Genomic DNA, 23539 nt, shown 5'->3' on the forward strand with positions numbered 1-23539 from the left:
TTACCGTCAGCGGGGTGTCTGCTCCGGAAGTCTACGAGATTGCTCGCCAGGTATTTCGCGACAACTTCCCTAAGCTAAGCGAGGAGGCTTCACGTCTAGCGACAATGAGGGCAGAGAAGCTGGTGGAAGAGTTCATTGAGAAAGCTGCCGATCGGGGTGGGCGGCTCTCCGCGATTGCTGACCCGGATTTTCAGTACTCCCTATTGTTGGCACAAAGAGACTATGCCCGCTCTGGTGACGATTCACTCAAAGGCTTGTTGACTGACCTGTTGGTGCAGCGCAGCTCGACTGATGGTGAGCTTGAGCGTGTTGTCCTTGCCGAGTCTCTTGAGACAGTGCGCAAGCTAACCGCTCGTCAGATTGCTGCGGTAACTGTCTCGTGGTTTTTTGCTCGGGTGTCATTTAACGGGTTGGACTCTTTGGAGGAGTTTATCCAAGTGGCCAACAAGAACGTCGCGCCCTTTGTGGATTCATTGCCTGTAAGCAATTCAGAGTATCAGCACATTCAGTACACTGGTTGCGCCAGCTTGGCTTCCGAGAATCGCCTTGGGCAACTTGCTGCCGATAATTATCCGGGACTGTTTAACCGTGGATTCCAGGCGAATTCCGTACCTACCGAATTGTGGGCGGACGGAGTTCGGGAACAGCTATTCATTCCTTGTCTGCACGACGATAGTCACTGGCAAGTTAGGGCGAAGCAAGAGTCGGCGGCGAGGGAACTCGTGAGAAGGCTGGATCTTGAACGCTATGAGTCGGAATATCTAAATCTCCTGTTGAGCTATAAAATGGAGCCGGCTCAGGTTGAAAAGTGGTTAAGGGGAGTGGGAGAATTTTGGCCGAACCTAATTGAGACCTGGCAAAAGACCAGTATCTCTGAAATGTACCTGTCAAGTGTTGGTACTGCGATCGGTCATGCAAACTGGTCACGAGTTGTCGGGGACAAAGCTCCTTTGTCTATCTGGGTCAATGAACTTGGCGCGAACTAGGGCTCTGGTTTCTGCTTCAGCGCTCGTCTGAGTGCGATCTCCACGCTCCTGGCCATTCTGCTGTCAGTGATCTCGATGTTGCAAAGCAGGCGCAAGCGGAAGCGCGACGGGCGCTGAACGCCTGGTACCCGAGTTCCAGAGCACTGTCAGCCCCGCTGGTCAGTTCCCCAGCTGGCTGCCCGGGCTGACGGTCAATCTCGCCCCGGCCGCCCTACGACGTGAGCCGCGCGGCGGCGTCGAGCATGTGCCGGCAGTACTGCGGTTCGCCCACTGACGGCAGCGGTAACCACTCGGCGAACCCCCGCGCTTGCAGGGTGTCTTCGATCAGCGTGGTGGTCCACGTGTACCCGGCGCTGTGCTGGACCGCGCGGAGCGCCCGGACCTGCCGGTGACCGCGCATCCAGGGTGGCCCGCCGGTGGCCCAGTCCAGGCGGGAGAACGCGGCGAGCGCGAGGATCCGCCCGTAGCCGCGGCGCCGGTGCTCGTCGTCGACCTGGACGTGCTCAAGCACCCCGAGGCGGTCCGCGGTGCACACCGCCAGCGTGACCGCGCCGATCGCGTGGCCGTCCAGGTGCAGCTCGATCCTGCCGGGCCCGGCGGCCTCGTCTGGGGGTACGGCGAGGAGTTCTAGCCCCGCCTTCGAGGCCTTCTCCACGTCGGCCTGGTCGTAGGCTGGGTCGATGAGGGCCCATTCGTGATCTGGGTGGCCCTCGTCGCGGCAGCGATGGCAGAGGAGCGAATGCAGGCGCAGCGCCACGATCCACGAGAACGTGCCCGAGTCGGGCACGAGGTGCCGACGCGGGCAATGCCGCGGCGGGTGGCCGGTGAGCGTCCCGTCCGGGTTCAGCTCATGGCGCAGCGCCGGCCGCACCGGGAGGTTCGTGCCGCCGTACTCGCCAAGCGGTCGCCGATCTTCGAACACGTGTGCGAGTCTAGCGCTGCGCTGCTGGTCAGCGGGGTTGACGATGGACACATGCCCGTGCCGGAACTGCCACTGAAGCTCGCTGTCGTCGAGCCGGCCGCGGTGCTGCCCGTCGGCGCGTTCGAGTACTCGCCGAAACTGGATGGGTGGCGGTGTGTGGTGCACGTGCCCGGCGGGGTGCTGCAGTCCCGCACCGGCAGCGATCTCACGGCCCGATTCCCCGGGGTTCTTGAGTCGGCGGCCGCGCTGGGCCGGGTGGTGTTCGACGGTGAGCTGTGCGCCTACCGGCAAGGCCGGCTGGAATTCGCGGCGCTCGGCTACGGCCCGGCCCGCCGCCGCGCCGAGGGCATCGCCGTGGTGTTCGTGGCGTTCGACTTGCTCGGTGTCCGCGGCCGCGACCTGCGGCTGTGGCCGCTGTCGCGCCGGCGGGAGCGGCTCGCGGCGGTGGTCGGCGCGGGCAACGCCGGTGTCCAGCTGATGATCTCCACGCTCGACCGCGTCCAGGGGCAGGAGTGGATCAGCGCGGACCAGGCGGCCGTCGGCATCGAGGGCGCCGTGGCGAAGCCGCTGGCCAGCCGGTACCCGCTGCGCGGTGGCCGCGCCGGATGGGTCAAGGTCCGCCACTACGACGACATCGACGCGGTCGTGCTCGGCGTGACCGGCAGCCCCAACCGGCCAACCGCGCTGGTGCTCGGCCAGACAGACCGGCGCGGGAAGGTCCGCGCGGTCGGCCTCTCAGGGCCGCTGTCGCGGACAGCGCTCGTGTCACTTGTCGGTCGGCTTCGACTCACCGAGAGCGGACCGCAGCGAGCGTCCGGGATTCTCGCCGGCCTCCTAGGTTCCGAGGACTTCACGTACTGGCCGGTCGAGCCCGACGTGGTCGTCGAAGCGCGCGCGGACCGAGCCTTTGAACTGGGCCGATACCGGCATCGAGTGTCCGTCGTACGCGCGAAACCCGATCAGTAGGCAAAGGGATGCGGGGCGATTGACTGCCGGTGCGCGTTGCCAGCTAGTCATTGGCTACCAACCGTATGCATGAAGGGGAGTGACACCCGTGACCGGCCAAACCTGTCACACCTGTCACTCTGTGGCCTTTGACCTGCGCAAATAGGTGTGACAGAGGTGTGACAGCCCGGTGTGACAGTCTTTCCCCCACTAACTCTATGTCACTAGTGTCTCAAAGCGGTTGGAACAGAGCGGAGTGAGGACCTGCGCACCTCCCCAACGCCGTCTCTGAGCACGGTGACGGCTGCGCACTGGTGTTTGCTTGGGTGGCTCGGACAACGCTCAGCGGCCGACTCAGCGGCGCGACGGCGCCGAATTTCGCGCCCTGAGATCGTCTCTCGCACGTCAATCGCCATGAGTTGGTGTGGCTGGACCTCCGGAGCGGCCTCAGGCCTGCCTAGCCGGTGTTTCAGGAGCCGTGGGGCGCGTCTGTCTTTGACCACGAACCGTGCACATGCTGCAGGTGTGACACCCGGGACCGGTCGCGACTGTCACACCTGTCACTCTGTTACTCTATGGCCTCTGAACTGCACATATAGGTGTGACAGGGGTGTGACAACCTGGTGTGACAGTCTTTCCCCACACTAACGGTATGTCACAGGTGTCTCAGAAGAGGCTGGAACAGAGGGGGGATCGCCGCTCACCCCCCTCTGTTCCAGCCGCTTTGCTCGCTTCCGGCTAGCCCAAGTGAGAGCCTCACTTGACCACCTTGCCTTGGTGAGGGCCGTCTGCTGGGTGACTAACTGGGTGACAATCGAGGTGCAAACCTGTGGAATTTCGTGGACGCCCACGGACGTTCGCGCGGTCAGCGACCAGGGCCGATCCGACGTGAGCGAGCGCCGGACTTGCGCTCGTAATGAATAGGTCGGGGGTTCGATTCCCCCAGGCGGCTCCGCAGGTCAGGGCCCATCCGGAACACTTCGGATGGGCCCTGATTCGTTTTCTGGGGGCAAAGTGAGGGACTACGGTCCCCGTCGGCCCGATTCGTGAAGTTCACCCGACGAGGTGACAACTAACGACTCCGTTCGGCGAGCAGCTCCAACCCGCCGGGGCCGAGCCGGAGCACCGACGGGACCAGCTCCATGGTGTCGTGCGGCGAGTTGAGCACCTGCTGCAGCACGTCGTCCGCCAATCCGGAGTCCTCGCGGACCACGACCATCTCGTCCGGGCAGGTCAGGCCCACGAGCAGGTCACCGCCGCCGAAGTGCGGGGACAGCTGCGAGTACAGGTCGGGCAACGCGACCGCGGACGCGGCCAGCAGCGCCTCCCGGGTCACCGACACCAGCACATCGTCGCCGGAGGAGCGGACGCCGAGCTTCAGGCCGCGGGTCAAGGCACCGTACGCGACGTCGAAGAGCTTCTCGACCGGCACGCCCATCTGCTCCTGCTCGTGCCGGGTCACGTGCTGCATGCCGACCTTGCCCTTCGGCGTCCGCCCCACCGCCGCGACCGCGACCGACAACCGGCCGGGCACGAGCGGCCGGTGCGGCAAGGCGTCGAGGAGCCCGGCGCTGGGCGAGGACGCGCTCCACAGCACGGGCAACAGCTCCTCTGTGCGCTCCTCCTGCTGCTGCCGCGCCGTGTGCGTTTCGGCCATCACGGCGCGAGCTTCGGCGAACGCGCGCTCCCAGCCGCCCGGGCCAGGGCGGGCGAAGCTGTATTTGCAGTCGGCCTTCTTGAAGTTCTTGGCCATGAACTTCAGGTCGGCCGCGGACGGCCCCCATTCGCTGTACACGGCGGAAACCTTCGACGCACGCACCTTGTGCTGCTTGCGCACGCTCGTCCACGCCTGCTCCACGGCGTCGTCGGCCTTCGTGGGCGCGCTCGCCAGCACCGGCTCGGCGAGGCCGGCGACGCGGAAGACGACGAGGTTCTGGGACATGTCGTCGTTCATGGGAGCTCCTGGGAGGAAACGGATCTCGGCACACCGCGTGTGTAGCACGCCGCGGGCCGGCGAGAGGTCGTGATCGGGAAAGCGGCGAAGCCGACCACCACGATCTGGCTCGCTCGTCGCGTGCGTGGTCGGAGCGTGCATCCGTTCGTGCGGTGCGCACGGGCGCACGGGCTCGTGCGCCCTTAAAGCCATCGCGCTATTCCAGATGTTGCCGGGACGGCGGAGTGGTCGGCCGGATACTTGACTAACTGCGTGACACAGACCCGGACGTTGGTGGACGTTCGTGCACGCATGGGTACCGCTCTACAGGCGAATAAAGGTGCCCTGACCTGCAAGAACAGACGAGGAATTGCGCGCGTAATGAATAGGTCGGGGGTTCGATTCCCCCACGGCTCCGCAGATCAGGGCCCATCCGAGACACCTCGGATGGGCCCTGATTCGTGTGGTGGGTGACTGCGTCGCCTGGTCTTCTCGATCGCCGAGTTCACCCGTCGAGGGGGCACCTGATCGCTCGTGACGGCGCCGGACCTCGTGACGGCGCCGGACCCCCAGCTGTGCGGACCGGCGCCCCGTTCGGGTGGGTCGGGCGTCGAAGTCCGTGTTTTGCCGGATGCCCGCCGACCGTCGAGGCCGCGAGACTCGTGACGTCCCAGGCTCCGGAGCCGCGCAGCACGCAGACGTCAGGAGGACTGACATGACCACCGACGTACCCGACGCGGGCTCCGACCCGCGCATCGAGCGACGTGTCCGCGAGTTCCTCGCGGAGCTCAACAAGAACCCCGACCCGTTCTGGCTGCTGCCGGGTGAGCAGGTGCGGGCCACACTCAGTGGCCTGCAGGCGACCGTCGACGTCGACCTGAGCGGGGTCGACACCGAGGAACGCGACGTCGAGGTCGACGGCGTGCACACGAAGCTCTATGTGCAGCGTCCCGCCGGATCGCAGGAGACGCTGCCGGTGGTGCTGTTCCTGCACGGCGGAGTGTGGATCGCGGGCGATTTCGACAACCACCGCCGCCTCACGCGTGACCTCGTGCTCGCGACGGGGTACGCCGTGGTGTTCGTGGAGTACACCCCGATCCCGGACGCCGTGTTCCCGACGCAGCTCGAAGAGTGCTTCGCCGCGCTGAAGTGGGTTGCGCGCGAAGGTGCTTCGCAACGGCTGGACGCGTCGCGGCTCGCGGTGGCGGGCAACAGCGTCGGCGGCAACCTCAGCGCCGCCCTCACGATGTACACGCGCGACCACGGCGGGCCGCCGATCAAGGCTCAGCTGCTGATGTACCCGGCCACCGATGCGCGCGTCGACACCGCGTCCTACGCCGAGTTCGCTGACGGCCGCTTCCTGCCGCGCGCGTTCATGAAGTTCGGCTGGGACGTCTACGCGCCTGACGAGGCCACGCGTGCCAACCCGTACGCCTCACCGTTGCGGGCCCCGGTGGACCAGCTGCGCGGCCTGCCGCCGGCGATCGTCCACACCGCGTCCAACGACGTGCTGCGCGACGAAGGCGTCGCGTACGCGCACAAGCTCGACGAGGCCGGCGTCGACGTGATCTCGGTGCAGTATGTGGGCCAGATCCACGACATGGCCCTGCTGAACCCGATCCACGACGTGCCGAGCACCCGGGCCGAGTTTCGCCACGCGGCCGCGGACCTGAAGCACCTGCTGTCCTGAACCGCACATCGGCTGCCCTCCGGCGAGCCCTCCACTGGCAGTGCGCGCGTTAGCCTTGCCCTCGGCCGGTCCCCGGACGAGGGAAGTGACCGAGGTGGGCGCACTGCCGGTGGAGGTGACGAGCTTCGTCGGTCGCGGCGAAGAGCTGCGAGCGACGCGGAAGGTGCTCGCCGCGGCCCGGCTGGTCACGCTCACCGGTACCGGCGGCGTCGGCAAGACGCGGCTCGCGCTGCGGGCCGCCACCGAGGTGCGCAGCTCCTTCGCCGACGGGGTGTGGCTCGTCGAACTCGCCGCGTTGCGTGATGTGGCGCTGCTCGCGCAGACGATCGGCGCGGCGCTCCGCCTCGGCGACACCGGTGGCGATCCCTGCGCACGGCTTGTCGAGTTCCTGGGCGACAAGCAGCTGCTGCTCGTGCTCGACAACTGCGAGCACCTCGGCCAGGCGCTCGCCGCGCTGGTGCACGAGCTGCTCGTGGCCGTGCCGGGGCTGCGCGTGCTCACCACGAGCCGGCACGTGCTCGGGCTCGACGGCGAACACGTGCTCCCGGTGCCGCCGCTGGCCGTGCCGCCGGTGCGTGACCTCGCCGGCGCGCGGGCGCTCGACGTCGTGCGGCTGTTCACCGATCGCGCGGCCGCCGTGTCCGCCGGCTTCACCGTCCACAGTGGAAACTGGTCCCAGGTGGTGCAGATCTGCCGCCGGTTGGAGGGGATCCCGCTCGCCGTCGAGCTGGCCGCGGGCTGGCTGCGGGTGCTGAGCGTCGAGGAGCTGCTGGCCCGGCTCGACGACTTCTTCGCCCTGCTCAGGCGCGGCAGCCCCGTTGCGCCCGCGCGGCACCGGACGCTCGCGGGCACTGTCGAGTGGAGCCATGAGCTGTGCAGCTCGGGCCAGCGGTTGCTGTGGGCGCGGCTGGGGGTGTTCGCGGGCGGCTTCGACGTCACGGCCGCGGAGCGCGTGTGCGCCGGTGCCGGGATCGAGCGCGACGACGTGCTCGACCTGCTCGCCGGCCTCGTCGGCAGCTCCGTGGTGCAGGCCGAACGGCCTGCCGGCACCACGCGCTTTCGCCTGCTCGAGCCCATCCGGCAGTACGCGCAGGTGAAGCTGCGGGAGCTCGGCGTGTGCGAAGAGCTGCGCGACCGCCACCGGGACCACTACCTCGGCTTGGCCGAACAGGCCGCGCACGACTGGGACGACGGCCCCGATCAGGCGCTCGTGGCGGCGCGGGTGCGCGCGGAGCTGCCGAATCTGCGCGCCGCGCTGGAGCACAGCCTTGCCGGCGACCCGGCCCTCGGCCTGCGGCTGGGGGTGGCGCTGGAATTCCTGTGGCTGTTCTGCGGCCACGTCGCGGAGGGCGCGCACTGGCTGGAGCGCGCGCTGGCGCTGAACCCCGAGCCGGGCAAGGACCGGGCGCGGGCGTTGTGGATCGTGGCCTCGTCGCTCGCCTTCCGGGGCGGCCGCGAACAGGCGGTCGCGCTGGGGCGGGAGGCCGAGGCATGGGCCCTGGAGCACGACGACGCCGATGAGCTGGCCCACGCGCGCCTCGTGCTCGGCGGTTGCGCGTTCCTGGGCGGGGAGGTCGACCGGGCCGCCGCGCTGTTCCGCGAAGCCGAGACCGACGCCGACGGCGAGGTGCTGCTGCAGATCCTCCTGGCCGCCGCGCACACGGCCGTCTGGCGGGACGACGGCGAGGAGGCGCTTGCCGTCGCGTCGCGGGGGCTCGCGTTGTGCGGCGAGCAGTTCTCCCGCGGCGGTCTGCTCGGGACCCGGGGTCTGGCGCACTGGCGGCTGGGCTCGTTCAGCGCCGCCGCCGACGACCTGACGGCGGCCCTGAGCTCGGTCCGGTCGTTCGGCGACGTGCTGGGCGCGGCGAAAGCTGTCGAGTTCCTCGCGTGGACGAGCGCGGCGCTGGGGAAGCCGGACCGCGCGGCCGAGCTGCTGGGCACGGCTTCCGCCGTCTGGCCGCTGGTCGGCGGGCGGCCGCTGTTCGGGTTCGGCCGGCTGATCGACGTGCACGAGGCTTGCGTGGCCGACGTCGCTTCGGCGCTGGGCGCGCGGTTCGGGCCGGCCTACGAGCGGGGCGCCGCCGCGGTGTCCGATCTCGACTCGGCGATCGCGTTCGCGCTCGGCGGTGAGACACCCGACGAGCGTCCCGCCGAACTCAGCCGCCGCGAGTACGAGGTGGCGCGCCTGGTCGCCGAGGGGATGTCCAACAAGGGCATCGCCGAACGCCTGGTCATCAGCCGCCGCACGGCCGAGTCACACGTGGTCCACATCCTCGACAAGCTGGGCTTCCGCTCGCGCTCGCAGATCGCGACTTGGATCACGCGCCGGGCCCGCTGACTCGGCCATCCGGCCCGTGGCCGCGGGCCGGAAAGCCGATGCCGGTCCTGCGGGTCCCGGATTGAGTCGGTGGCATGAACGAAATGGGGAAAACCGCGATCTGGTTCGCGGCGATCGCGGCGGCACTGGCGACCGTCACCGCGTGTGCGCCGGATGGGCCGGAACACGTCAAGAACGTCTCCTCCGGCACCGGTGCCATCGGCAAGGCCGACGCCGACGCACGCCTGCCGTCCTGGCTCCCCGACGACGCGACGGCCGTCACGGAGGTTATCCGCACCACCGGGTCCGAACGGATCCTGCGCTACACCCCTGGCGACTCGGGCCTGCCGGCGACGTGCGTCAAGGGGCCCGCGTCGGCGATCCGCGCGACCCTGTCGGCCGACTGGTGGCCCGCCGGCCAGGAGCACCGCACCGACCGTGTCTGCGACGCCGACTGGCATGTCATCGCCGACGAGGGACTGATCTACGCGTACAGACCGGAGACGCTCGACCAGCGTCGCTGAAAAACGAGCGGGCGAAAAGAAGGATCGGGCTGCCGAGGCGTGATGCCGGGCAGCCCGATCCGGGGGAGTCCGAAGTGGTCAGTCCTCCGGCGGGGTCAGCTCGATCACCGTGGCGGTGGCTTCGCCGCGCGGGGTGCGGTAGCTGATCTTGTCGCCGGCCTTGGCGCCCACCAGGGCGAGGCCCAGGGGGCTGTCCGACGTCACCGAGTCGAGGTCCTCGCCCGGGAGGGTGACGACGTTGAGCACTTCCTCGTCCCCGTCGGCGAAGCGCAGGGAGACGCGCGTGCCGTCCGGGAGCAGGTTGCTGTTGTAGGCGCCGTGTTCGAGCTTGGCGGCGACCTCGGAGATCTGGCGCTCCAGTCGCGCGGCGGCCTCGGCCCGGTCGATCACGTCGGCCTGGTCGGCCGCGTCTCCCGTGCGTTCCTGCTCGCCGGGCTGCGGTGCGAGCGCCGCCCGTTGCGCGCGCAGGTCGGCTATTTCCTTCTCCAGCTGGCGGCGCGCCGCCTCGCTGAGCCCCTTGTCCCCTGAGATCACCATGCCGGGCATTGTCCGCTGTGCGGACCGGGGTGGCCAATCCGCTTTTTCACCCGAGAGGGCACGGTGGGACGTCTGCCCTAGGATTCGGGCCTGTCGTCCTGAATAACGTAACGAGGATCACCGTGACCGCCGTACCCGGCCGCAGCGCGCAGCTGTCGCCCAACCAGCTGCAGAAGCAGGAGCAGATCGTCGAGGCCGCACGGGTCGTGCTCGCCAGAGACGGGCTCGCCGGGTGCACAGTACGCGCGATCGCCGACGCCGGCCCGCTCACGAAGAGCGCGATCCACTACTACTTCGCCGACATCGACGTGCTCATCGACCGCGCGATGGCGGCCCACATCACCACGTTCGCCACGGACCTGCGTGCCGTCGGGGAGAAGTTCGACGACCCGCGCGAGCGCCTGTTCGAGGTGACCAAGGCGTACCTGGCGGAGTTCGCGGAGCGGCCCAACGGCGCGTTCCTGTGGTTCGAGTACTGGATCGCCGCCGGGCGCGCGCAGCACCCGCAGGCGATCGACGCGATGCTGACCTCGATCACCGAGCTGTTCGCGGAGCTGCTGGCACCGCTCGACGTCGACGACCCGCGGGCGCGCGCCCGGGCGTTGCTGAGCTACCTGCTCGGCGCGGTGGTGCAGCAGCGGGTGCGGCCGCGGCCGTTCGAAAGCCTGCGCGGCGACGTCGAGGCGCTCTGCTTCGCGGGATATCGCTGACGCCGCTTAGGGTGCTGGCATGCCTCTGTTCTCCTTCGAGGGCGCCAGCCCGCAGGTCCACCCGGACGCCTGGATCGCCCCCACCGCCACCTTGATCGGCGATGTGACCGTCGAGAAGGACGCTTCGGTCTGGTACGGCGCCGTGATCCGCGCCGACTTCGGGCCGATCATCATCCGCGAGGGCGCGAACGTGCAGGACAACTCCGTGGTCCACTGCGGCGGGACGCCGACCGTGATCGGCAAGAACGTGACCGTGGGGCACCAGTGCCTCGTGCACGACTGCACCATCGGCGAGCAGGCGCTGATCGGCAATGGGTCCACCGTGCTCGACAAGTCCGTGATCGGCGCGCGGTCGCTGATCGCCGCGGGTGCCACCGTGACGCCCGGCACGGAGGTGCCCGAGGAAGTGATCGCGATGGGCAGCCCGGCCAAGAAGTTCGTGCCGCTCACCGATTCGGCGCGGATGTGGGTGGAGCACAACGCCGGGATCTACCAGGACCTCGCGCGACGGCACCGGGAGGGCTCCAAGCCTGTCTGACGTGCACTAAACTCCACTACGCAGCTGCGACTGGCGCCATCAGAGGTGGAGCACCACCGGGAAGCGACGACGAGGCCGGCACCGCGCGCCTGGGTGCCCGGCCGGTTTAGAGCCGGAGACGTGATGACACACCAGCCCGCCCTTACCACGCTCGCCGCCGCCGACCCGCAGATCGCCGGGCTCGTCGAGGACGAAGCGAAGCGCCAGCACGACAAGATCCGCCTGATCGCGTCGGAGAACTACGTCTCGCGCGCGGTGCTCGAGGCCACCGGCACCGTGCTCACCAACAAGTACTCCGAGGGCTACGCCGGCAAGCGCTACTACGAGGGCCAGCAGTTCATCGACCCCATCGAGACCCTGGCGATCGAGCGCGCGAAGGCCGTGTTCGGCGTGGACCACGCCAACGTGCAGCCGTACTCCGGCTCCCCGGCCAACCTCGCGGTGTACCTGGCCTTCGCGCAGCCCGGCGACACCGTGCTCGGCATGGCCCTGCCCGACGGCGGCCACCTGACTCACGGCTGGTCCGTGTCCGCGACGGGCAAGTGGTTCAACCCGGTGCGCTACGGCGTGCGCAAGGAAACCGGCCGCGTCGACTTCGACCAGGTGCGCGACCTGGCGCTGGAGCACCGCCCGAAGCTGATCTTCGCCGGCGGCACAGCCATCCCGCGCACCATCGACTTCCCGCGCTTCGCGGAAATCGCGCGCGAAGTGGACGCGGTGCTGGTGGCCGACATCGCCCACATCGCCGGCCTCATCGCGGGCGGCGCGCACCCGTCGCCGGTCGGCCACGCCCAGGTGATCACGACCACCACGCACAAGACCCTGCGCGGCCCGCGTGGCGCGATGATCATGTCGGACGCTGAGCACGCCAAGGCGATCGACAAGGCCGTGTTCCCCGGTCTGCAGGGCGGCCCCCACAACCACACCACGGCGGCCATCGCCGTGGCGCTGGGGGAGGCTGCGCAGCCTTCGTTCGCCACGTACGCGCAGACGATCGTGGCGAACGCCAAGGCTCTCGCGGCCGCGTTGCTCGACCGCGGCTACGACCTCGTCTCCGGGGGCACGGACAACCACCTGCTGCTGATCGACCTGACGAACAAGAACGTGGCCGGCAAGCCTGCCGCCAAGGCGCTGGACCGCGCCGGGATCGAGCTGAACTACAACACGGTGCCGTTCGACCCGCGCAAGCCGTTCGACCCGTCGGGCATCCGGCTGGGCACCTCGGCCATCACGACGCGGGGGTTGCTGCCGGAGCACCAGGTGCAGGTGGCGGAGTGGATCGACCGCACGGTGGTCGCGGCGGCTTCGTCTTCGTCGGAGGCGGAGTTGGACACGATTGCCGCTGAGATCCGGGAGTTCCTGGAGTCGTTCCCGATTCCGGGTTACGTCGCCTGACGCTGCTTTCGCTGAGCGAACGGTGCCCTCGCGCACGGTGGTTGGTGCGATTGTGCGCTGTGGGTGTCGGGCAAGGGGGCGTCGGGTGCCGTGCCAAGCCGTGGTGGCGTGTCTGCGGGCGAGCGGACCGTTCACCTGGCGAACGGGCAGCCCGCGGACTGGAACCGCCGCGATCGGTCCTCTCGCGGCGCCGACGTGGCGCGAACGGTGCTTTCGTGCCATGTCGGCGTGACGGGGTGACCGTTCGTGGCTGGGGGTTCGGCGTGAGGGGTCCGCTGAGGCCGGGCCGGTGCTGCGGCCGGGAATTTGCGCGCTGAGGTGCGCGTAAGGCGACTGTTGGTGCTGAGTCGGCGTTGCGTTCGGAGCAGGAAGCGCTCACGCTGGCGCACTGAACAGATCAAGAAAGAGCCGTTCACCCCAGCCCGGGGTGAACGGCCCTTTCGCGCGTTCTCAGTGAGACGTCGGTGGCTCTCAGTGACCGGAGCCCTCGACCTCTTCCTTGGCCAACCGGTCCTGCTCACGCTCGTACGACCGTGAGATCTCGGCCTCGGCCTCCGCACGGCCCACCCACGACGAGCCCTCGACGCTCTTGCCCGGCTCGAGGTCCTTGTAGACCTCGAAGAAGTGCTGGATCTCGAGCTTGTGGAACTCGTTGAGGTGGTGGATGTCGCGCAGGTGCTCCAGGCGCGGGTCGTTGGTCGGGATGGCCAGCACCTTGTCGTCCGGACCCTTTTCGTCGGTCATGCGGAACATGCCGATGGCGCGGCAGCGGATCAGGCATCCCGGGAACGTCGGCTCCTGCACCAGCACGAGCACGTCGAGCGGGTCGCCGTCCTGGCCGAGCGTGTCGTCGATGAAGCCGTAGTCCGCCGGGTACTGCGTCGCCGTGAACAGGGTCCGATCCAGCTTGATGCGACCGGTCTTGTGGTCGACCTCGTACTTGTTGCGCTCCCCCTTGGGGATTTCGATCGTGACGTCGAACTCCACGGCCGTCCTCGCTGCTTCTCGAATCTCGGTATCCCACACGTCGTGGGCGGCAACCGTAATCACCTCATTGACGTCACTAGTGTGGACTACGCGCTGCCGCCGGGTCCCGTGGATGTCGGCTAGGCAGCATGTGACCTTGGCCCCTTCCGGGCAGGTAAGAAGGAGTGGTGGGTGCCGGACAACGACCAGCCGATGTGGCCCGCGGGTGACGAGGACACGTCGTCGCGCGGCGGTGGGGCGACGGCGCGCTTCCCCATCCCCAAGCCCGGCCAGACCGTCACCGACCGGCTCGCCGTGCCGAACGTCACAGCTCCCGCGGGTTCTTCGCCCGGCTCCGACGAGCGTCCGCCGGGGTCGTGGTTCAAGCCGAATGTGCCGCCTGAGCTGGTTCCGGGGCTGAACACTCCGGTCGAGCCACGCCCGGCCGGTGACCGGGGTGGACAGGCGGGGCCTCTGCCCCAACAGGGACAGCCGGGGCAGCAGGGCCAGTCGGGCCGGCCGAGTCAGCAGGGGCACGCGAGCCAGCACGGCCAGGCGGGACAGCAGAGCCAACCGGGGCAGGCCGGGCAGATGCGGCAGCCGGGACAGCCGCGCCAGGACTTCGCCGACCGGCTCGGGCCGCGGCCGGGTGAGCAGCCGCGGGCACAGAAGTCCCAGAACCAGCAGCACCAGAACCAGCAGGCACCGGGGCAGCAGTCGCAGGGTGAGCGGAGCCAGGCCGAGCAGGGGCAGGGCCTGTTCGGTCAGCAGGGTCAGGGCGGCCGCCCCGAGGAGGGCCGGCAGTCGCAGCAGGAGCCGGGCCAGCAGCAGTCCGCCAACGCGCTGTGGGGTCAGCCGCAAGGTCAGCCGCAGCAGCAACAGCAAGCCGGGTCCCAGCAGGGCCTGCAGCAAGGCACGAGCCAGCAGCAGGGTCAGGGACACCAAGGCGAACAGCAGGGCCTTTGGTCGCAGCGGCTGCAACTGGATCGCCCGGAGGGCCAGCGGCCGCAGGGCCAGCCAGGGCAGCAGCAGGACGGCTCGGAGGGGCAGCCGCCGCAGGGCCAGCCGGGGCAGCAGCCGGACCGCCCGGAAGGCCAGCCGCTGCAGGGTCGGCAAGGCGCGCAGCAGGACGGCTTGGAGGGGCAGCGGCCGCAGGGTCGGCCAGGCGCGCAGCAGGGCAGCTCGGAGGGGCAGCCGCCGCAGGATCGGCAAGGCGCCCAGCAGGACCGCTCGGAGGGGCAGCGGTCGCTGGGGCAGAACCAGCAAGGCCAGCAGGGCCAGGAGAAGTCCTCGTCGGAGCGATCGCAGCAGACGCCGTCCGACCAGTCGACTCAGCACCTTCGGGTTCCCCCGCCCGCCGTGCCCTGGGTGCCGGTGGAGCGGCCCGCGCGCCCGGGCGATGGTGACCAGAGCCGTGGTGATCAGAGCCGTGGTGATCAGAGCCGTGGTGATCAGAACCGTGGTGATCAGAACCGTGGTGATCAGAACCGCAGTGACCAGAACCGCAGTGATCAGAGTCGGAGCGAAGAGCCGCGTCGCGTCGGGTCGATGTTCGAGCCCGCGCCCGTCGAGCCGCCGAAGGAAGAGGCGAGCGAAGACAGCAGCACCGCCGGCAGCGAGAACGGCACCGAGTACATCGACGTGTCCAAATGGGACGTTTTCCGCTCCGAGCAGGAGCGTGGAGAAGCCCAGCGCCGGCAACCAGAGCGCCAGGAACCCCAGCGGCAGAACACCGACTCGCCGCGGGAAGAACGCTGGGACGTCTTCCACACCTCCCAGAGCGCCAACGAACCCGAAGGCCCCCGCGACGCACCCCAGTGGGACAGCCTTCAAAACCAGGGCTCCCGGTCCCAGGACAACCGTGACAACCTCCGCGGCCTCCCCGAACCGCCGCGCGGCGCGGTTCCCCCGGCGTCGGGGATGCAGGCCCGCCCGGTGCGCATCGAACCGTCGGGTGAGCAGTTCCCGGCCGAGGCGACCGTCGGCATCGAGCGCCCCGCCGAAGGCTTCGCCGGCGGCTACGACGACCAGGACCCGCCCGGCGGCGAGCCGCAGCGGGCAACCCCACCGGAGGAGCCGAAAGCCAAGAAGGGCAAGAAGAAGTTCGTCGTCCTCGGCCTCGTCGTGGTGCTGGTGCTCGCGGCGGCCGGGGTCGCGTCCGCGATGCCGCAGGTGTCCAACCGCCTCGGCCTGCCGTGGGCGCCCAACGCGCCGAAGGGCGACAGCCCCGACCCCGCGTCCGTGACCCTCGCGCTGCACGGCCCGGAGACGTCGGGCCAGGGCCCGTCGGCCAACGGCGTCGCCTCGGCGCTGGCTGGGCCTGCCGGTGCGTCGGCGCTCTCGCAGCTCACCGGCAGCGTGATCGACCCCGCCACCGGCTCCGTCCTGTGGGACCACGGCTCGACCACGCCGCTGACCCCGGCGTCGACCACGAAGATCCTCACGGTGTCGGCCGCGCTGCTGTCGATGGACCCGACGAAGCGGATCGTCACCAAGGTCGTGCAGGGCTCGTCGCCCGGCACGGTCATCATCGTCGGCGGTGGTGACCCGTCGCTCACCGCGCTGCCCATCGGCACCGACTCGCCGCTCTACCCCGGCGCGGCCCACGTGGACGACCTCGTCGCCCAGATCAAGAAGGCCGACCCGGACGTCCAGAAGGTGCAGGTCGACGTCAGCGCGTACGCCGGCCCCACCACCGCCCCGGGCTGGGAGCCCGGCGACGCGCCGTCGACCTACGGCGCGCCGATCGTGCCCGCGATGGCCGACGGCGGCCGCCTCAACCCGTCGGTCGACGAGACGCCGCGCTCGGGTAACCCGGCGACCACGCTCACCCAGCTCGTTGCCGACAAGCTCGGCGCGCAGGCCGCCGGCACCGCGAAGGCGCCTGCCGACGCGAAGGTCGTCGCGCAGGTGCAGTCGGCGCCGTTGCCGGATCTGGCGTACGCGCTGCTGCAGATCTCCGACAACGTCCTCGCCGACGCCCTCGGCCGCCAGGTCGCCATCACCGAGGGCGCCCAGGCGTCGTTCTCGGGCGCGGCCGCGTCGGTGAAGAAGGTGCTGGCCGACCACGGGTTCGACGTCACGGGCCTGCAGCTGTCCGACACGAGCGGCCTGTCCAACCAGAACAAGGTGCCCGCACGGCTGCTCGCGCAGGTGCTCGCCGAGGCCGCGGCGCCGGACGGCAAGAACCCGGACACCCCCAAGCTGCGCCCGCTCCTCGCGGGTCTGCCCGTGGCCGGCAGCCCGGCCGGCACGCTCGCGGCCCGCTACGCCACGCCGAACTCGGCCGCGGGCAAGGGCTGGGTCCGCGCGAAGACGGGCACGCTCACCGGCGTCAACACCCTCGCCGGCTACGTGCTCGACAGCGACAACCGCGTGCTCGCGTTCGCGTTCATGTCCAACGGCTCGGAGAAGAACCCGGGCCAGGCCGCGCTCGACGTGCTGGCCACGACCCTGCGGAAGTGTGGCTGCAACTAGGCGAATCGGATGCGGATTCAGTCGGGCAAAGTGCCCTCGTGCAGGTAGCGTCGGACAGGTGAGCCAGGAAACCGAGACCCGACGGCGGCCGATGGTCGACTGGGACCTCGCGGCGTCCACCGGAGCGCGGTTGGTGCGCGGTGGGCCGCAGGTGCCGAAGGAAGAGGCCGCGCGCGCGGTCACCGACCTGCGTGACCTCACGGCCGAGGCTGAGGACCACGTGCGGGAGCTGACGGGCCTGGGCAAGGACCTGCCGCTGCTGCCGGGCACGGTCGTCGACCGGCCCGGCTGGGTGCGCTCGGCCGCGTCCGGACTCGAAGCGCTCACGGGCCGCGCGCTGCCCGAAGCGCAGGGCGGTCCGCTCGGGCCGATCCTGGCGTCGGGCGCGGGCGTGCAGACGGGGCTGGTCCTGTCCTTCCTCGCTTCGCGTGTGCTCGGCCAGTACGACCCCTTCGGCGGCCCCGAACGCGAAGGGCAGCTGCTGCTCGTCGCGCCCAACGTCGTCGCCGCGGAGCGCGCGATGAAGGTGCACGCGCCCGACTTCCGGCTGTGGGTGTGCCTGCACGAATGCACGCACCGCCTGCAGTTCACGGCCGTGCGGTGGCTACGCGACTACTTCGCCGACGAGGTCGAACGCCTCGTCACCGGCATCGCGGGCCACTCCGCCGACACTCTGTCCGACCTCGTCGGCCGCCTGCCTGAGGTGCTCAAGCAGCGCGGCATGGGCATCGGCATCGCGGAACTGCTGCAGTCGCCTTCGGAACGCGCGATCTTCGACCGGCTGCTCGCCCTCTCGACTCTGCTCGAAGGCCACGCCGACTACGTGATGGACGCCGTCGGGCCGCGGGTCGTGCCCAGCGTCGAGGTGATCCGCTCGCGCTTCAGCGCCCGTCGCCAGGGCGGCGGTGTCTTCGACCGCATGCTGCGTGCGTTGCTCGGGCTCGACGCGAAGATCCGCCAGTACGAAGAGGGCGCGAAGTTCACGAAGCACGTGGTGGACGCCGTCGGCATGGAGGGGTTCAACGCGGTCTGGCGCTCGCCGAACACGCTGCCGACCCGGGCCGAGATCAGCGATCCCGCGGCCTGGGTGCGGCGCCTGCACGGGTGAGCGCGCTCGCGGCGGTCCGCCGCGCTGTGCGGGAGTTCCTCACGACGCTGGACCCCCCGGCCGAGGTGTGCGTCGCCGTCTCGGGCGGGGCGGATTCCCTTGCCCTGGCGGAAGCCACGGCGTACGTCGCGCGCCACCGGACGCTGCGTACGCGCGCGCTGATCGTCGATCACGGGCTCCAGGACGGCTCCGCCGAAGTCGCCGCTCGAGCGGCCGCGGCCGTGAAGGAGCTCGGTGTGGACGAAGCGGAGATCCTCACCGTCGACGTCACGGGCAAGGGCGGCCCCGAAGCCGCCGCGCGCACCGCGAGGTATCGCGCGCTGCGCGAAGCGCTGCCCGACAGCGAAGAGGGACTCGTGCTCCTCGGCCACACCCTCGACGACCAAGCCGAAACGGTGCTGCTGGGCCTCGGCCGCGGCTCCGGACCGCGGTCGTTGGCCGGCATGCGCCCGCTCGACCCGCCGTGGGGCCGGCCGCTGCTGGGCGTCACCCGCGAACAGACCCGCGGCGCCTGCGCCGAGCTCGGCGTCGAACCCTGGCAGGACCCGCACAACGCCGATCCGCGCTTCACCCGCGTCCGCCTGCGCGGGGAAGTGCTGCCCCTGCTGGAAGACGTGCTCGCCGGCGGTGTCGCGGCCGCGTTGGCCCGAACGGCCGCACAGCTGCGTGACGACACAGAGGCGTTGGACACAGTCGCGGACAGGATTCTCACCCGCGCGGGCGGGCCCGAAGCGCTGGACGTGGCGGTGCTCGAGGCCGAGCCCGCGGCACTGCGCAGACGGGTTCTCCGCAGGTGGCTGCTGGGCTCGGGGGTGCGGGAACTCACCGACGCGCACCTGCGCTCGGTCGACGCGCTCGTGGCGCGCTGGCGCGGCCAGGGCGGCGTCTGGCTGCCGGGTAACTTGGAGGCGCGCCGGTGCCGTGGCAGGCTCTCGCTGTCCGAACCCGAACCCACCACCCGAGGGGAATGACCGTGTACGAGGGCGAGATCGCCTCCGTGCTCATCACCGAGCAGCAGATCAAGGACAAGATCGCGGAGCTGGCGGCCAAGATCGCCGCGGACTACCCCGAAAACGGCCAGGGTGACCTCCTCCTGGTGGGCGTGCTCAAGGGTGCCGTGATGTTCATGACCGACTTCGCCCGCGCTCTGCCGGTGCCGACGCAGCTGGAGTTCATGGCCGTGTCGTCCTACGGCTCGGCGACCTCGTCGTCGGGTGTGGTGCGCATCCTCAAGGACCTCGATCGCGACATCGCGGGCCGCGACGTGCTGATCGTCGAGGACATCGTCGACTCGGGGCTCACGCTCTCGTGGCTGCTCAAGAACCTCGCGAGTCGCAACCCCGCGTCGCTCGAGGTCGTCTCGCTGCTGCGCAAGCCGGAGGCCGTGAAGGTCGACGTGCCGGTGAAGTACATCGGCTTCGACATCCCCAACGAGTTCGTGGTCGGGTACGGCCTCGACTACGCCGAGCGCTACCGCGACCTGCCCTACATCGGCACACTGGACCCGCAGGTCTACACGTCCTGAAGCCTCGTGGTGAACCTCGCGGGGCCGTCGTACGTGTCAAGGTTGGTAACGCGCCGGCGGTGTTGTGGCGATCACACTCAGCGGGGAACCTGCGGTTCGCCGATCGCGTCATAGGTGCAGACCTGGTGCGTTAACCTATGCGAAGACCTAATGCCAAGCGAGCGGGGAGCTCGCGCGGGGGAACGGAGAGAGGGCAATGGGCAACAGCAGCTTGGCCGATGCCAACGCGTTCAAGAGCGCCGCTGTCAACGGCCAGGTCGGCATCGACCCGGACGCCGCGCAGACCGCGCTCAACAAGATCCGCACGGGCAAGGACGCGGTCGAAGCCCTGCTCAACAGCGCGGGCTCGCTCGCTCAGCCGCCGAAGCTCGGCGCCAACCCCGTCGGCCAGGCGATGGCCGAGAAGTTCGTCCAGCGCGCCGACGGCGGTGGCGACTCCTACTCCGCGGCCCTGCAGAACCTGCTGAGCCAGTACGAGGCGGCGGAGCAGGGCATCCTCACGGCGATGGCGCGCTACCACGAGTTCGACCAGTCCGCGGCCGACCCGTTCCGCAAGGCCTGACGAGGGGGATCACGAAGTCATGGCTGGAAACCACGACAGCAGCAGCTACGGCCAGCAGCCGCCGGCGCCGAACGTGCCCGCCAGCGGGTCCGCGGTGCAGCTCGGCGACAACTCGGTCTCGCAGAACATCGTTGATTCCGCGCGCGGTCGCGCCGGCGGGTTCGAGATGGGCGGCGACCGCGCGATCGCCAACCCGCCCAACTGGAACGCGCAGGAGAGCCACCAGCTCTACGCCGGCGCGGTCACCGACAACGACCCGGGCACGGCCGAGGCCACCGGGCAGCAGTGGACCAAGCACGGCACCGAGCTGAAGACAGCGTCGGACGACCTGTTCAACGCGGTCGCCGAGCTTGGCAACGCGTGGGTCGGCGAAGGTGCCGCGGGCGCGCAGGGTGCGCTCGTGTCCATCGCCAACTCGGGCACGCAGGCCTCCGACGCCGCGCACACGATGGCCGACCGCCTCGCGAAGCAGGCCGCGGCCGCCGCCGAGGTCAAGAAGATGCCGGCGCCGCTCGACTACGACCCGAAGCAGGCCATGTCCGCGGCGCTGGCCGGCGGTCCCGCCGCGCTCGCCGCCGACCAGAAGGCCCAGGCCGACGCCGCCAACGACGTCAAGGCCCAGCAGGTCGCGTTCTTCAACGCCTACACGCAGTCGATGACAGAGGTCGACAACACGACCCCGAGCTTCGGCCCCGACTCGCTCGGCATGAAGCCCACGCCCACGCACTTCAACGGCAACGACTTCGGCAACGTCGGCACCATCTCGGCGCCGGTCGGAGCCGGTGCCCTCAATGCCGGCAGCTACGGCGTCGGCGGCGGGGGCACGGGCTACACGGGCCACTCCGGCAGCAGCGCTGCCGCGGGGACGTCCGGTGCAGGTGGCCCGGTGGTCACCGGCAACTCGGGCACCTACGGCACGTCCGGCTTCGACGGCGGCATGGCCGCCTCGGCGGGCACCACCGCAGGTGCCGCGCACGCCCCGGCTCCGGCCGCACCGGCCGTGTCCGCCGGCGCCGGTGCCGGTGGGGGCGGTGGTGGCGCCGCTTCGGCGCTCGGCCTGAGCGCGCTGGGCGGCGGTGCCGGCTTCGCGGGCGGCAAGCTCGGCCAGGGCTCACGCAGTGGCGCGCGCAAGAACGAGGAGAGCACGTCGGCGGCCGCCGAGCACCAGGGTGCCCAGAGCGCCGCGCCCGCGCAGCAGCAGGGCGTGGTCTCGGCCGGCGGCACGATCGGTGGCCAGACCCCGCCGGGCATGAACCCGATGGGCGGCGGCATGGGTGGTGGCATGGGCGCCCACGGCGGCCAGGGCCAGGAGGACCAGGAGCACACCCACGCGTCCTTCCTCATCGAGCCGGACCCGGACGACGCCTTCGGCGCCAACGAGGCCACGCCTCCGCCGGTGATCGGTGCCTGGTCGGACGACGACGACAACTGACGCACCTCCCGCGGGCGCGCGGCCTTTCCGGCCGCGCGCCCGCGTCCGTCTCGAACACGGCGCAACACCACCGAAAATGTCTTGAACACAACGTCCTGAACACAAGGTGTGACACGGGGTTTGGGGGTTTGGTCGATGCCGAACGCGGAGCTGCTCACCCCGCTCGAGGTGGACTTCCTGTGGGAGTCGGCCGCGCTGGGTGAGCTGCCCTACCCGCTGCGGATCCGTTCGCACGGCGCCACCGTCGACGAGCGCGACGCACTGCGCGTGCGCACACTCGGCGGCCTGGCCCAGCGGGGTCTCGCCGACGGCCGCGGCCGGCCCGCGCCGCACGTCGAGGAGTACTTCGGCATCCTCGCCGCGCCCGACACGAGCCTCGACACGGTGCAGCTGCTCGACCCCAACGCCGATCCGCTGCTGGCCGTCGCCGGCGTCGTCGGCGAACAAGGCCTGCTGGCCGTGCAGGACCAGCGTGGCCTGCACCTGCAGCCGTGCCCGGCCGACGGCTTGGCCACCGCCATCGTCTCGCTCCTGCCGGGCGCACCGCGCGGCACGGAGAAGTCGATCACGGTGCCGCTGGAGCAGCTCGTGGGCAGCTCCGGTGTCGACTTCATGCAGCGGCGCGGCAACCAGGTCGACGCCTCGGGCCGCGCGAGCGTGGACGAGGACCGCAAGGCACTGGCCCGCCTGCACGCCCAGCCCCGGCTGCGCGGCGGGCAGATCGGGGCCAACGCGCGCAACCGCCTCGGCGGGCGCAGCCGGTCGCCGGTGCTCAGCTGGTTCGACACCGAGACCGGCCGCTACTTCACGCAGGCCACCCGCGGTCGCGAGGGCCGCGACTGGATCACCATCGCGCCGGCCGACGCCGCGACCCTGCGGCACCGTCTCGGCGAAATGATGGCGGGCGCGGCGGGGCAGGAGAGCGCGGCGGCTTACTAAGGCCCCAACCTCCCCCATGCGGCGTTGGTTGCGTTGAACGCACCGAACGCCACATTGGGGTGCTGTGGGCGAGGGTCGCGCCGCGCTACGCTGGGCAAGAGATCGATCCTGGAGGGTGAGCACCACCGCATGCACCAAGAGTTCTTCTCGCCGTTGGCGTTCGATTTTCTCTGGGAGTCCGCAGGTCTCGGCGAGCTGCCCTACCCGCTGCGCGTGCGCTCGCACGGCGCCACGGAAGACGAGCGCGTATCGCTGCGGCACCGGGTCGACGTCGAGCTCAAGGCGCGGGGCGTCCGCGACGCACGCGGCCGGCTCGAACCGCCCGTGGACGAGTGGCTGAACCTGCTCGCCCGCGCGCCGATCTCGCTCGACGCGCTGCACATCCCCGAGTTCGAGGCGCATCCCGTCGCGCTGCTCGCGGCGGGTGACGGGCGGACCGCCGGCGTGGTGGCCATCCAGGACGCCGACGGGATCTGGCTGCGGGAGACCCCGGCCGACGGCCTGGTCTCCACGATCGTCGATCTGCTGCCCGGCTGCCGCCGCGGCAGCGAGGCATCCGTCACACTCCCGCTGGACGAGGCGTTGCACACACGCCCGATCCGCGTGCCCGTCGCGGCCGGCGGCCTCGGTGGGGTGGAGGAGAAGGGGCGGCGGGCCAAACGCCAGTCGCTGAGCGAGCGCGCGACGGTCGACCCACGCGAGACATACGCGCTCATCTCCGGCCAGCCTCGGCTACGCGGTGGTCAGCTGGCCGCGAACAGCCGTACCCAGCTCGGAGCCCGGCAGCGGTCCCGCGTGCTGGGCTGGTTCGACACCGCCACGGGCCGTTACCTCAGCCTGTCGCGGGCGGGATCCGACGGCCGCGAATGGGTGACGGTGGCACCCGCGGACCCGATGACGCTGCGTACGCGGCTCGGTGAGATGGTGGCTTCAGTTGCCGCCGACACACGCTAGGGTGACGCGAACCGGCCCATCCGGGAACCACTCTCGGGAACCTCAGCGCCGTATTGCCCGTTGACCTGCGTGAGGCTCA

Annotated in this window: 20 protein-coding genes; 16 read left to right on the forward strand and 4 right to left on the reverse strand. The window is 70.1% G+C overall.

All coding sequences use genetic code 11. The annotated features are described in order from the left end of the window. Window positions 1-14 precede the first annotated feature (14 nt). The gene (locus AB0F91_RS31845) at window positions 15-986 is read left to right on the forward strand and encodes an LPO_1073/Vpar_1526 family protein (protein ID WP_360603497.1); all 972 of its coding nucleotides are present in this window, start codon (window positions 15-17) and stop codon (window positions 984-986) included. 211 nt (window positions 987-1197) lie between these two features. Here the strand turns inward: AB0F91_RS31845 and AB0F91_RS31850 are convergent, their stop codons facing one another. Beyond that, on the reverse strand, window positions 1198-1908 hold the full coding sequence (locus tag AB0F91_RS31850) for a hypothetical protein (RefSeq protein ID WP_360603499.1): 711 nt from the start codon (window positions 1906-1908) through the stop codon (window positions 1198-1200). Window positions 1909-1959: 51 nt separating this feature from the next. Here AB0F91_RS31850 and AB0F91_RS31855 point away from each other — a divergent pair, with 51 nt between their 5' ends. Continuing rightward, complete coding sequence (locus AB0F91_RS31855; RefSeq protein ID WP_360603501.1) at window positions 1960-2874, forward strand: hypothetical protein; 915 nt, start codon at window positions 1960-1962, stop codon at window positions 2872-2874. A gap of 1051 nt (window positions 2875-3925) precedes the next feature. Here the strand turns inward: AB0F91_RS31855 and AB0F91_RS31860 are convergent. Then, a complete protein-coding gene (locus AB0F91_RS31860; protein ID WP_360603503.1) occupies window positions 3926-4807 on the reverse strand; it encodes a hypothetical protein in 882 nt (293 codons plus the stop codon). 694 nt (window positions 4808-5501) lie between these two features. Here AB0F91_RS31860 and AB0F91_RS31865 point away from each other — a divergent pair. The 3 genes from AB0F91_RS31865 to AB0F91_RS31875 all read left to right on the forward strand — a co-directional run bounded on the left by AB0F91_RS31865 (window position 5502) and on the right by AB0F91_RS31875 (window position 9317). Then, window positions 5502-6476: an alpha/beta hydrolase gene (locus tag AB0F91_RS31865; protein ID WP_360603505.1), complete on the forward strand. Its 975-nt coding sequence runs from the start codon at window positions 5502-5504 to the stop codon at window positions 6474-6476. A gap of 85 nt (window positions 6477-6561) precedes the next feature. Continuing rightward, window positions 6562-8814 carry a LuxR C-terminal-related transcriptional regulator gene (locus tag AB0F91_RS31870; RefSeq protein WP_360603507.1) on the forward strand — a complete coding sequence of 751 codons (2253 nt, stop codon included), beginning with the start codon at window positions 6562-6564 and terminating at the stop codon, window positions 8812-8814. A gap of 74 nt (window positions 8815-8888) precedes the next feature. Next, window positions 8889-9317, forward strand: a complete 429-nt coding sequence (locus AB0F91_RS31875; RefSeq protein ID WP_360603509.1) for a hypothetical protein — start codon at window positions 8889-8891, stop codon at window positions 9315-9317. Between the two features lie 78 nt (window positions 9318-9395). On the opposite strand, the gene AB0F91_RS31880 is transcribed toward AB0F91_RS31875, so the two are convergent. Continuing rightward, window positions 9396-9854, reverse strand: a complete 459-nt coding sequence (locus AB0F91_RS31880) for a GreA/GreB family elongation factor (protein WP_360603511.1) — start codon at window positions 9852-9854, stop codon at window positions 9396-9398. 122 nt (window positions 9855-9976) lie between these two features. Between AB0F91_RS31880 and AB0F91_RS31885 the strand changes: the two genes are divergently transcribed. The 3 genes from AB0F91_RS31885 (at window position 9977) to glyA (ending at window position 12497) form a co-directional block, all read left to right on the forward strand. Beyond that, on the forward strand, window positions 9977-10564 hold the full coding sequence (locus tag AB0F91_RS31885) for a TetR family transcriptional regulator (protein ID WP_285971906.1): 588 nt from the start codon (window positions 9977-9979) through the stop codon (window positions 10562-10564). Window positions 10565-10583: 19 nt separating this feature from the next. Continuing rightward, entirely contained in the window at window positions 10584-11102 is a 519-nt protein-coding gene (locus tag AB0F91_RS31890) for a gamma carbonic anhydrase family protein (RefSeq protein WP_360603513.1), read from the forward strand. Window positions 11103-11225: 123 nt separating this feature from the next. Further along, window positions 11226-12497, forward strand: a complete 1272-nt coding sequence (glyA, locus tag AB0F91_RS31895; RefSeq protein WP_360603515.1) for a serine hydroxymethyltransferase — start codon at window positions 11226-11228, stop codon at window positions 12495-12497. 471 nt (window positions 12498-12968) lie between these two features. Here glyA and AB0F91_RS31900 read toward each other — a convergent pair whose 3' ends face one another. Further along, the gene (locus AB0F91_RS31900; protein ID WP_360603517.1) at window positions 12969-13484 is read right to left on the reverse strand and encodes an inorganic diphosphatase; all 516 of its coding nucleotides are present in this window, start codon (window positions 13482-13484) and stop codon (window positions 12969-12971) included. 171 nt (window positions 13485-13655) lie between these two features. Between AB0F91_RS31900 and dacB the strand changes: the two genes are divergently transcribed. The 8 genes from dacB (at window position 13656) to AB0F91_RS31940 (ending at window position 23460) form a co-directional block, all read left to right on the forward strand. After that, window positions 13656-16940 (forward strand): D-alanyl-D-alanine carboxypeptidase/D-alanyl-D-alanine-endopeptidase, encoded by a 3285-nt coding sequence (gene dacB, locus AB0F91_RS31905; protein WP_360603519.1) that lies wholly within the window; start codon window positions 13656-13658, stop codon window positions 16938-16940. A gap of 91 nt (window positions 16941-17031) precedes the next feature. Next, the gene (locus AB0F91_RS31910) at window positions 17032-18048 is read left to right on the forward strand and encodes a zinc-dependent metalloprotease (RefSeq protein WP_360603653.1); all 1017 of its coding nucleotides are present in this window, start codon (window positions 17032-17034) and stop codon (window positions 18046-18048) included. Then, the gene (gene tilS / locus AB0F91_RS31915; RefSeq protein ID WP_360603521.1) at window positions 18045-19019 is read left to right on the forward strand and encodes a tRNA lysidine(34) synthetase TilS; all 975 of its coding nucleotides are present in this window, start codon (window positions 18045-18047) and stop codon (window positions 19017-19019) included. The genes AB0F91_RS31910 and tilS overlap by 4 nt, the downstream gene beginning before the upstream one ends. A 2-nt stretch (window positions 19020-19021) precedes the next feature. Continuing rightward, entirely contained in the window at window positions 19022-19573 is a 552-nt protein-coding gene (gene hpt / locus AB0F91_RS31920; RefSeq protein WP_360603655.1) for a hypoxanthine phosphoribosyltransferase, read from the forward strand. 196 nt (window positions 19574-19769) lie between these two features. Beyond that, window positions 19770-20135, forward strand: coding sequence for a hypothetical protein (locus AB0F91_RS31925; protein WP_285971916.1), 366 nt, complete (start codon window positions 19770-19772; stop codon window positions 20133-20135). Window positions 20136-20154: 19 nt separating this feature from the next. Next, complete coding sequence (locus AB0F91_RS31930; protein ID WP_360603524.1) at window positions 20155-21567, forward strand: hypothetical protein; 1413 nt, start codon at window positions 20155-20157, stop codon at window positions 21565-21567. Window positions 21568-21702: 135 nt separating this feature from the next. Continuing rightward, a complete protein-coding gene (locus tag AB0F91_RS31935; RefSeq protein ID WP_360603526.1) occupies window positions 21703-22506 on the forward strand; it encodes an ESX secretion-associated protein EspG in 804 nt (267 codons plus the stop codon). Window positions 22507-22635: 129 nt separating this feature from the next. Further along, complete coding sequence (locus AB0F91_RS31940) at window positions 22636-23460, forward strand: ESX secretion-associated protein EspG (protein ID WP_360603528.1); 825 nt, start codon at window positions 22636-22638, stop codon at window positions 23458-23460. Window positions 23461-23539: the final 79 nt, after the last annotated feature.

Source organism: Amycolatopsis sp. NPDC023774, from assembly GCF_040639695.1.
In the GTDB taxonomy this organism is placed as follows: Bacteria; Actinomycetota; Actinomycetes; order Mycobacteriales; family Pseudonocardiaceae; genus Amycolatopsis.

Coding starts and splice junctions, on each gene's coding strand:
- AB0F91_RS31880 (WP_360603511.1), bottom strand. CDS start 9,854: ATGGTGATCTCAGGGGACAAGGGGCTCAGCGAGGCGGCGCGCCGCCAG.
- glyA (WP_360603515.1), top strand. CDS start 11,226: ATGACACACCAGCCCGCCCTTACCACGCTCGCCGCCGCCGACCCGCAG.
- AB0F91_RS31935 (WP_360603526.1), top strand. CDS start 21,703: ATGCCGAACGCGGAGCTGCTCACCCCGCTCGAGGTGGACTTCCTGTGG.
- AB0F91_RS31910 (WP_360603653.1), top strand. CDS start 17,032: ATGGTCGACTGGGACCTCGCGGCGTCCACCGGAGCGCGGTTGGTGCGC.
- AB0F91_RS31890 (WP_360603513.1), top strand. CDS start 10,584: ATGCCTCTGTTCTCCTTCGAGGGCGCCAGCCCGCAGGTCCACCCGGAC.
- AB0F91_RS31860 (WP_360603503.1), bottom strand. CDS start 4,807: ATGAACGACGACATGTCCCAGAACCTCGTCGTCTTCCGCGTCGCCGGC.
- AB0F91_RS31865 (WP_360603505.1), top strand. CDS start 5,502: ATGACCACCGACGTACCCGACGCGGGCTCCGACCCGCGCATCGAGCGA.
- AB0F91_RS31875 (WP_360603509.1), top strand. CDS start 8,889: ATGAACGAAATGGGGAAAACCGCGATCTGGTTCGCGGCGATCGCGGCG.
- AB0F91_RS31925 (WP_285971916.1), top strand. CDS start 19,770: ATGGGCAACAGCAGCTTGGCCGATGCCAACGCGTTCAAGAGCGCCGCT.
- AB0F91_RS31855 (WP_360603501.1), top strand. CDS start 1,960: ATGCCCGTGCCGGAACTGCCACTGAAGCTCGCTGTCGTCGAGCCGGCC.
- AB0F91_RS31940 (WP_360603528.1), top strand. CDS start 22,636: ATGCACCAAGAGTTCTTCTCGCCGTTGGCGTTCGATTTTCTCTGGGAG.
- AB0F91_RS31930 (WP_360603524.1), top strand. CDS start 20,155: ATGGCTGGAAACCACGACAGCAGCAGCTACGGCCAGCAGCCGCCGGCG.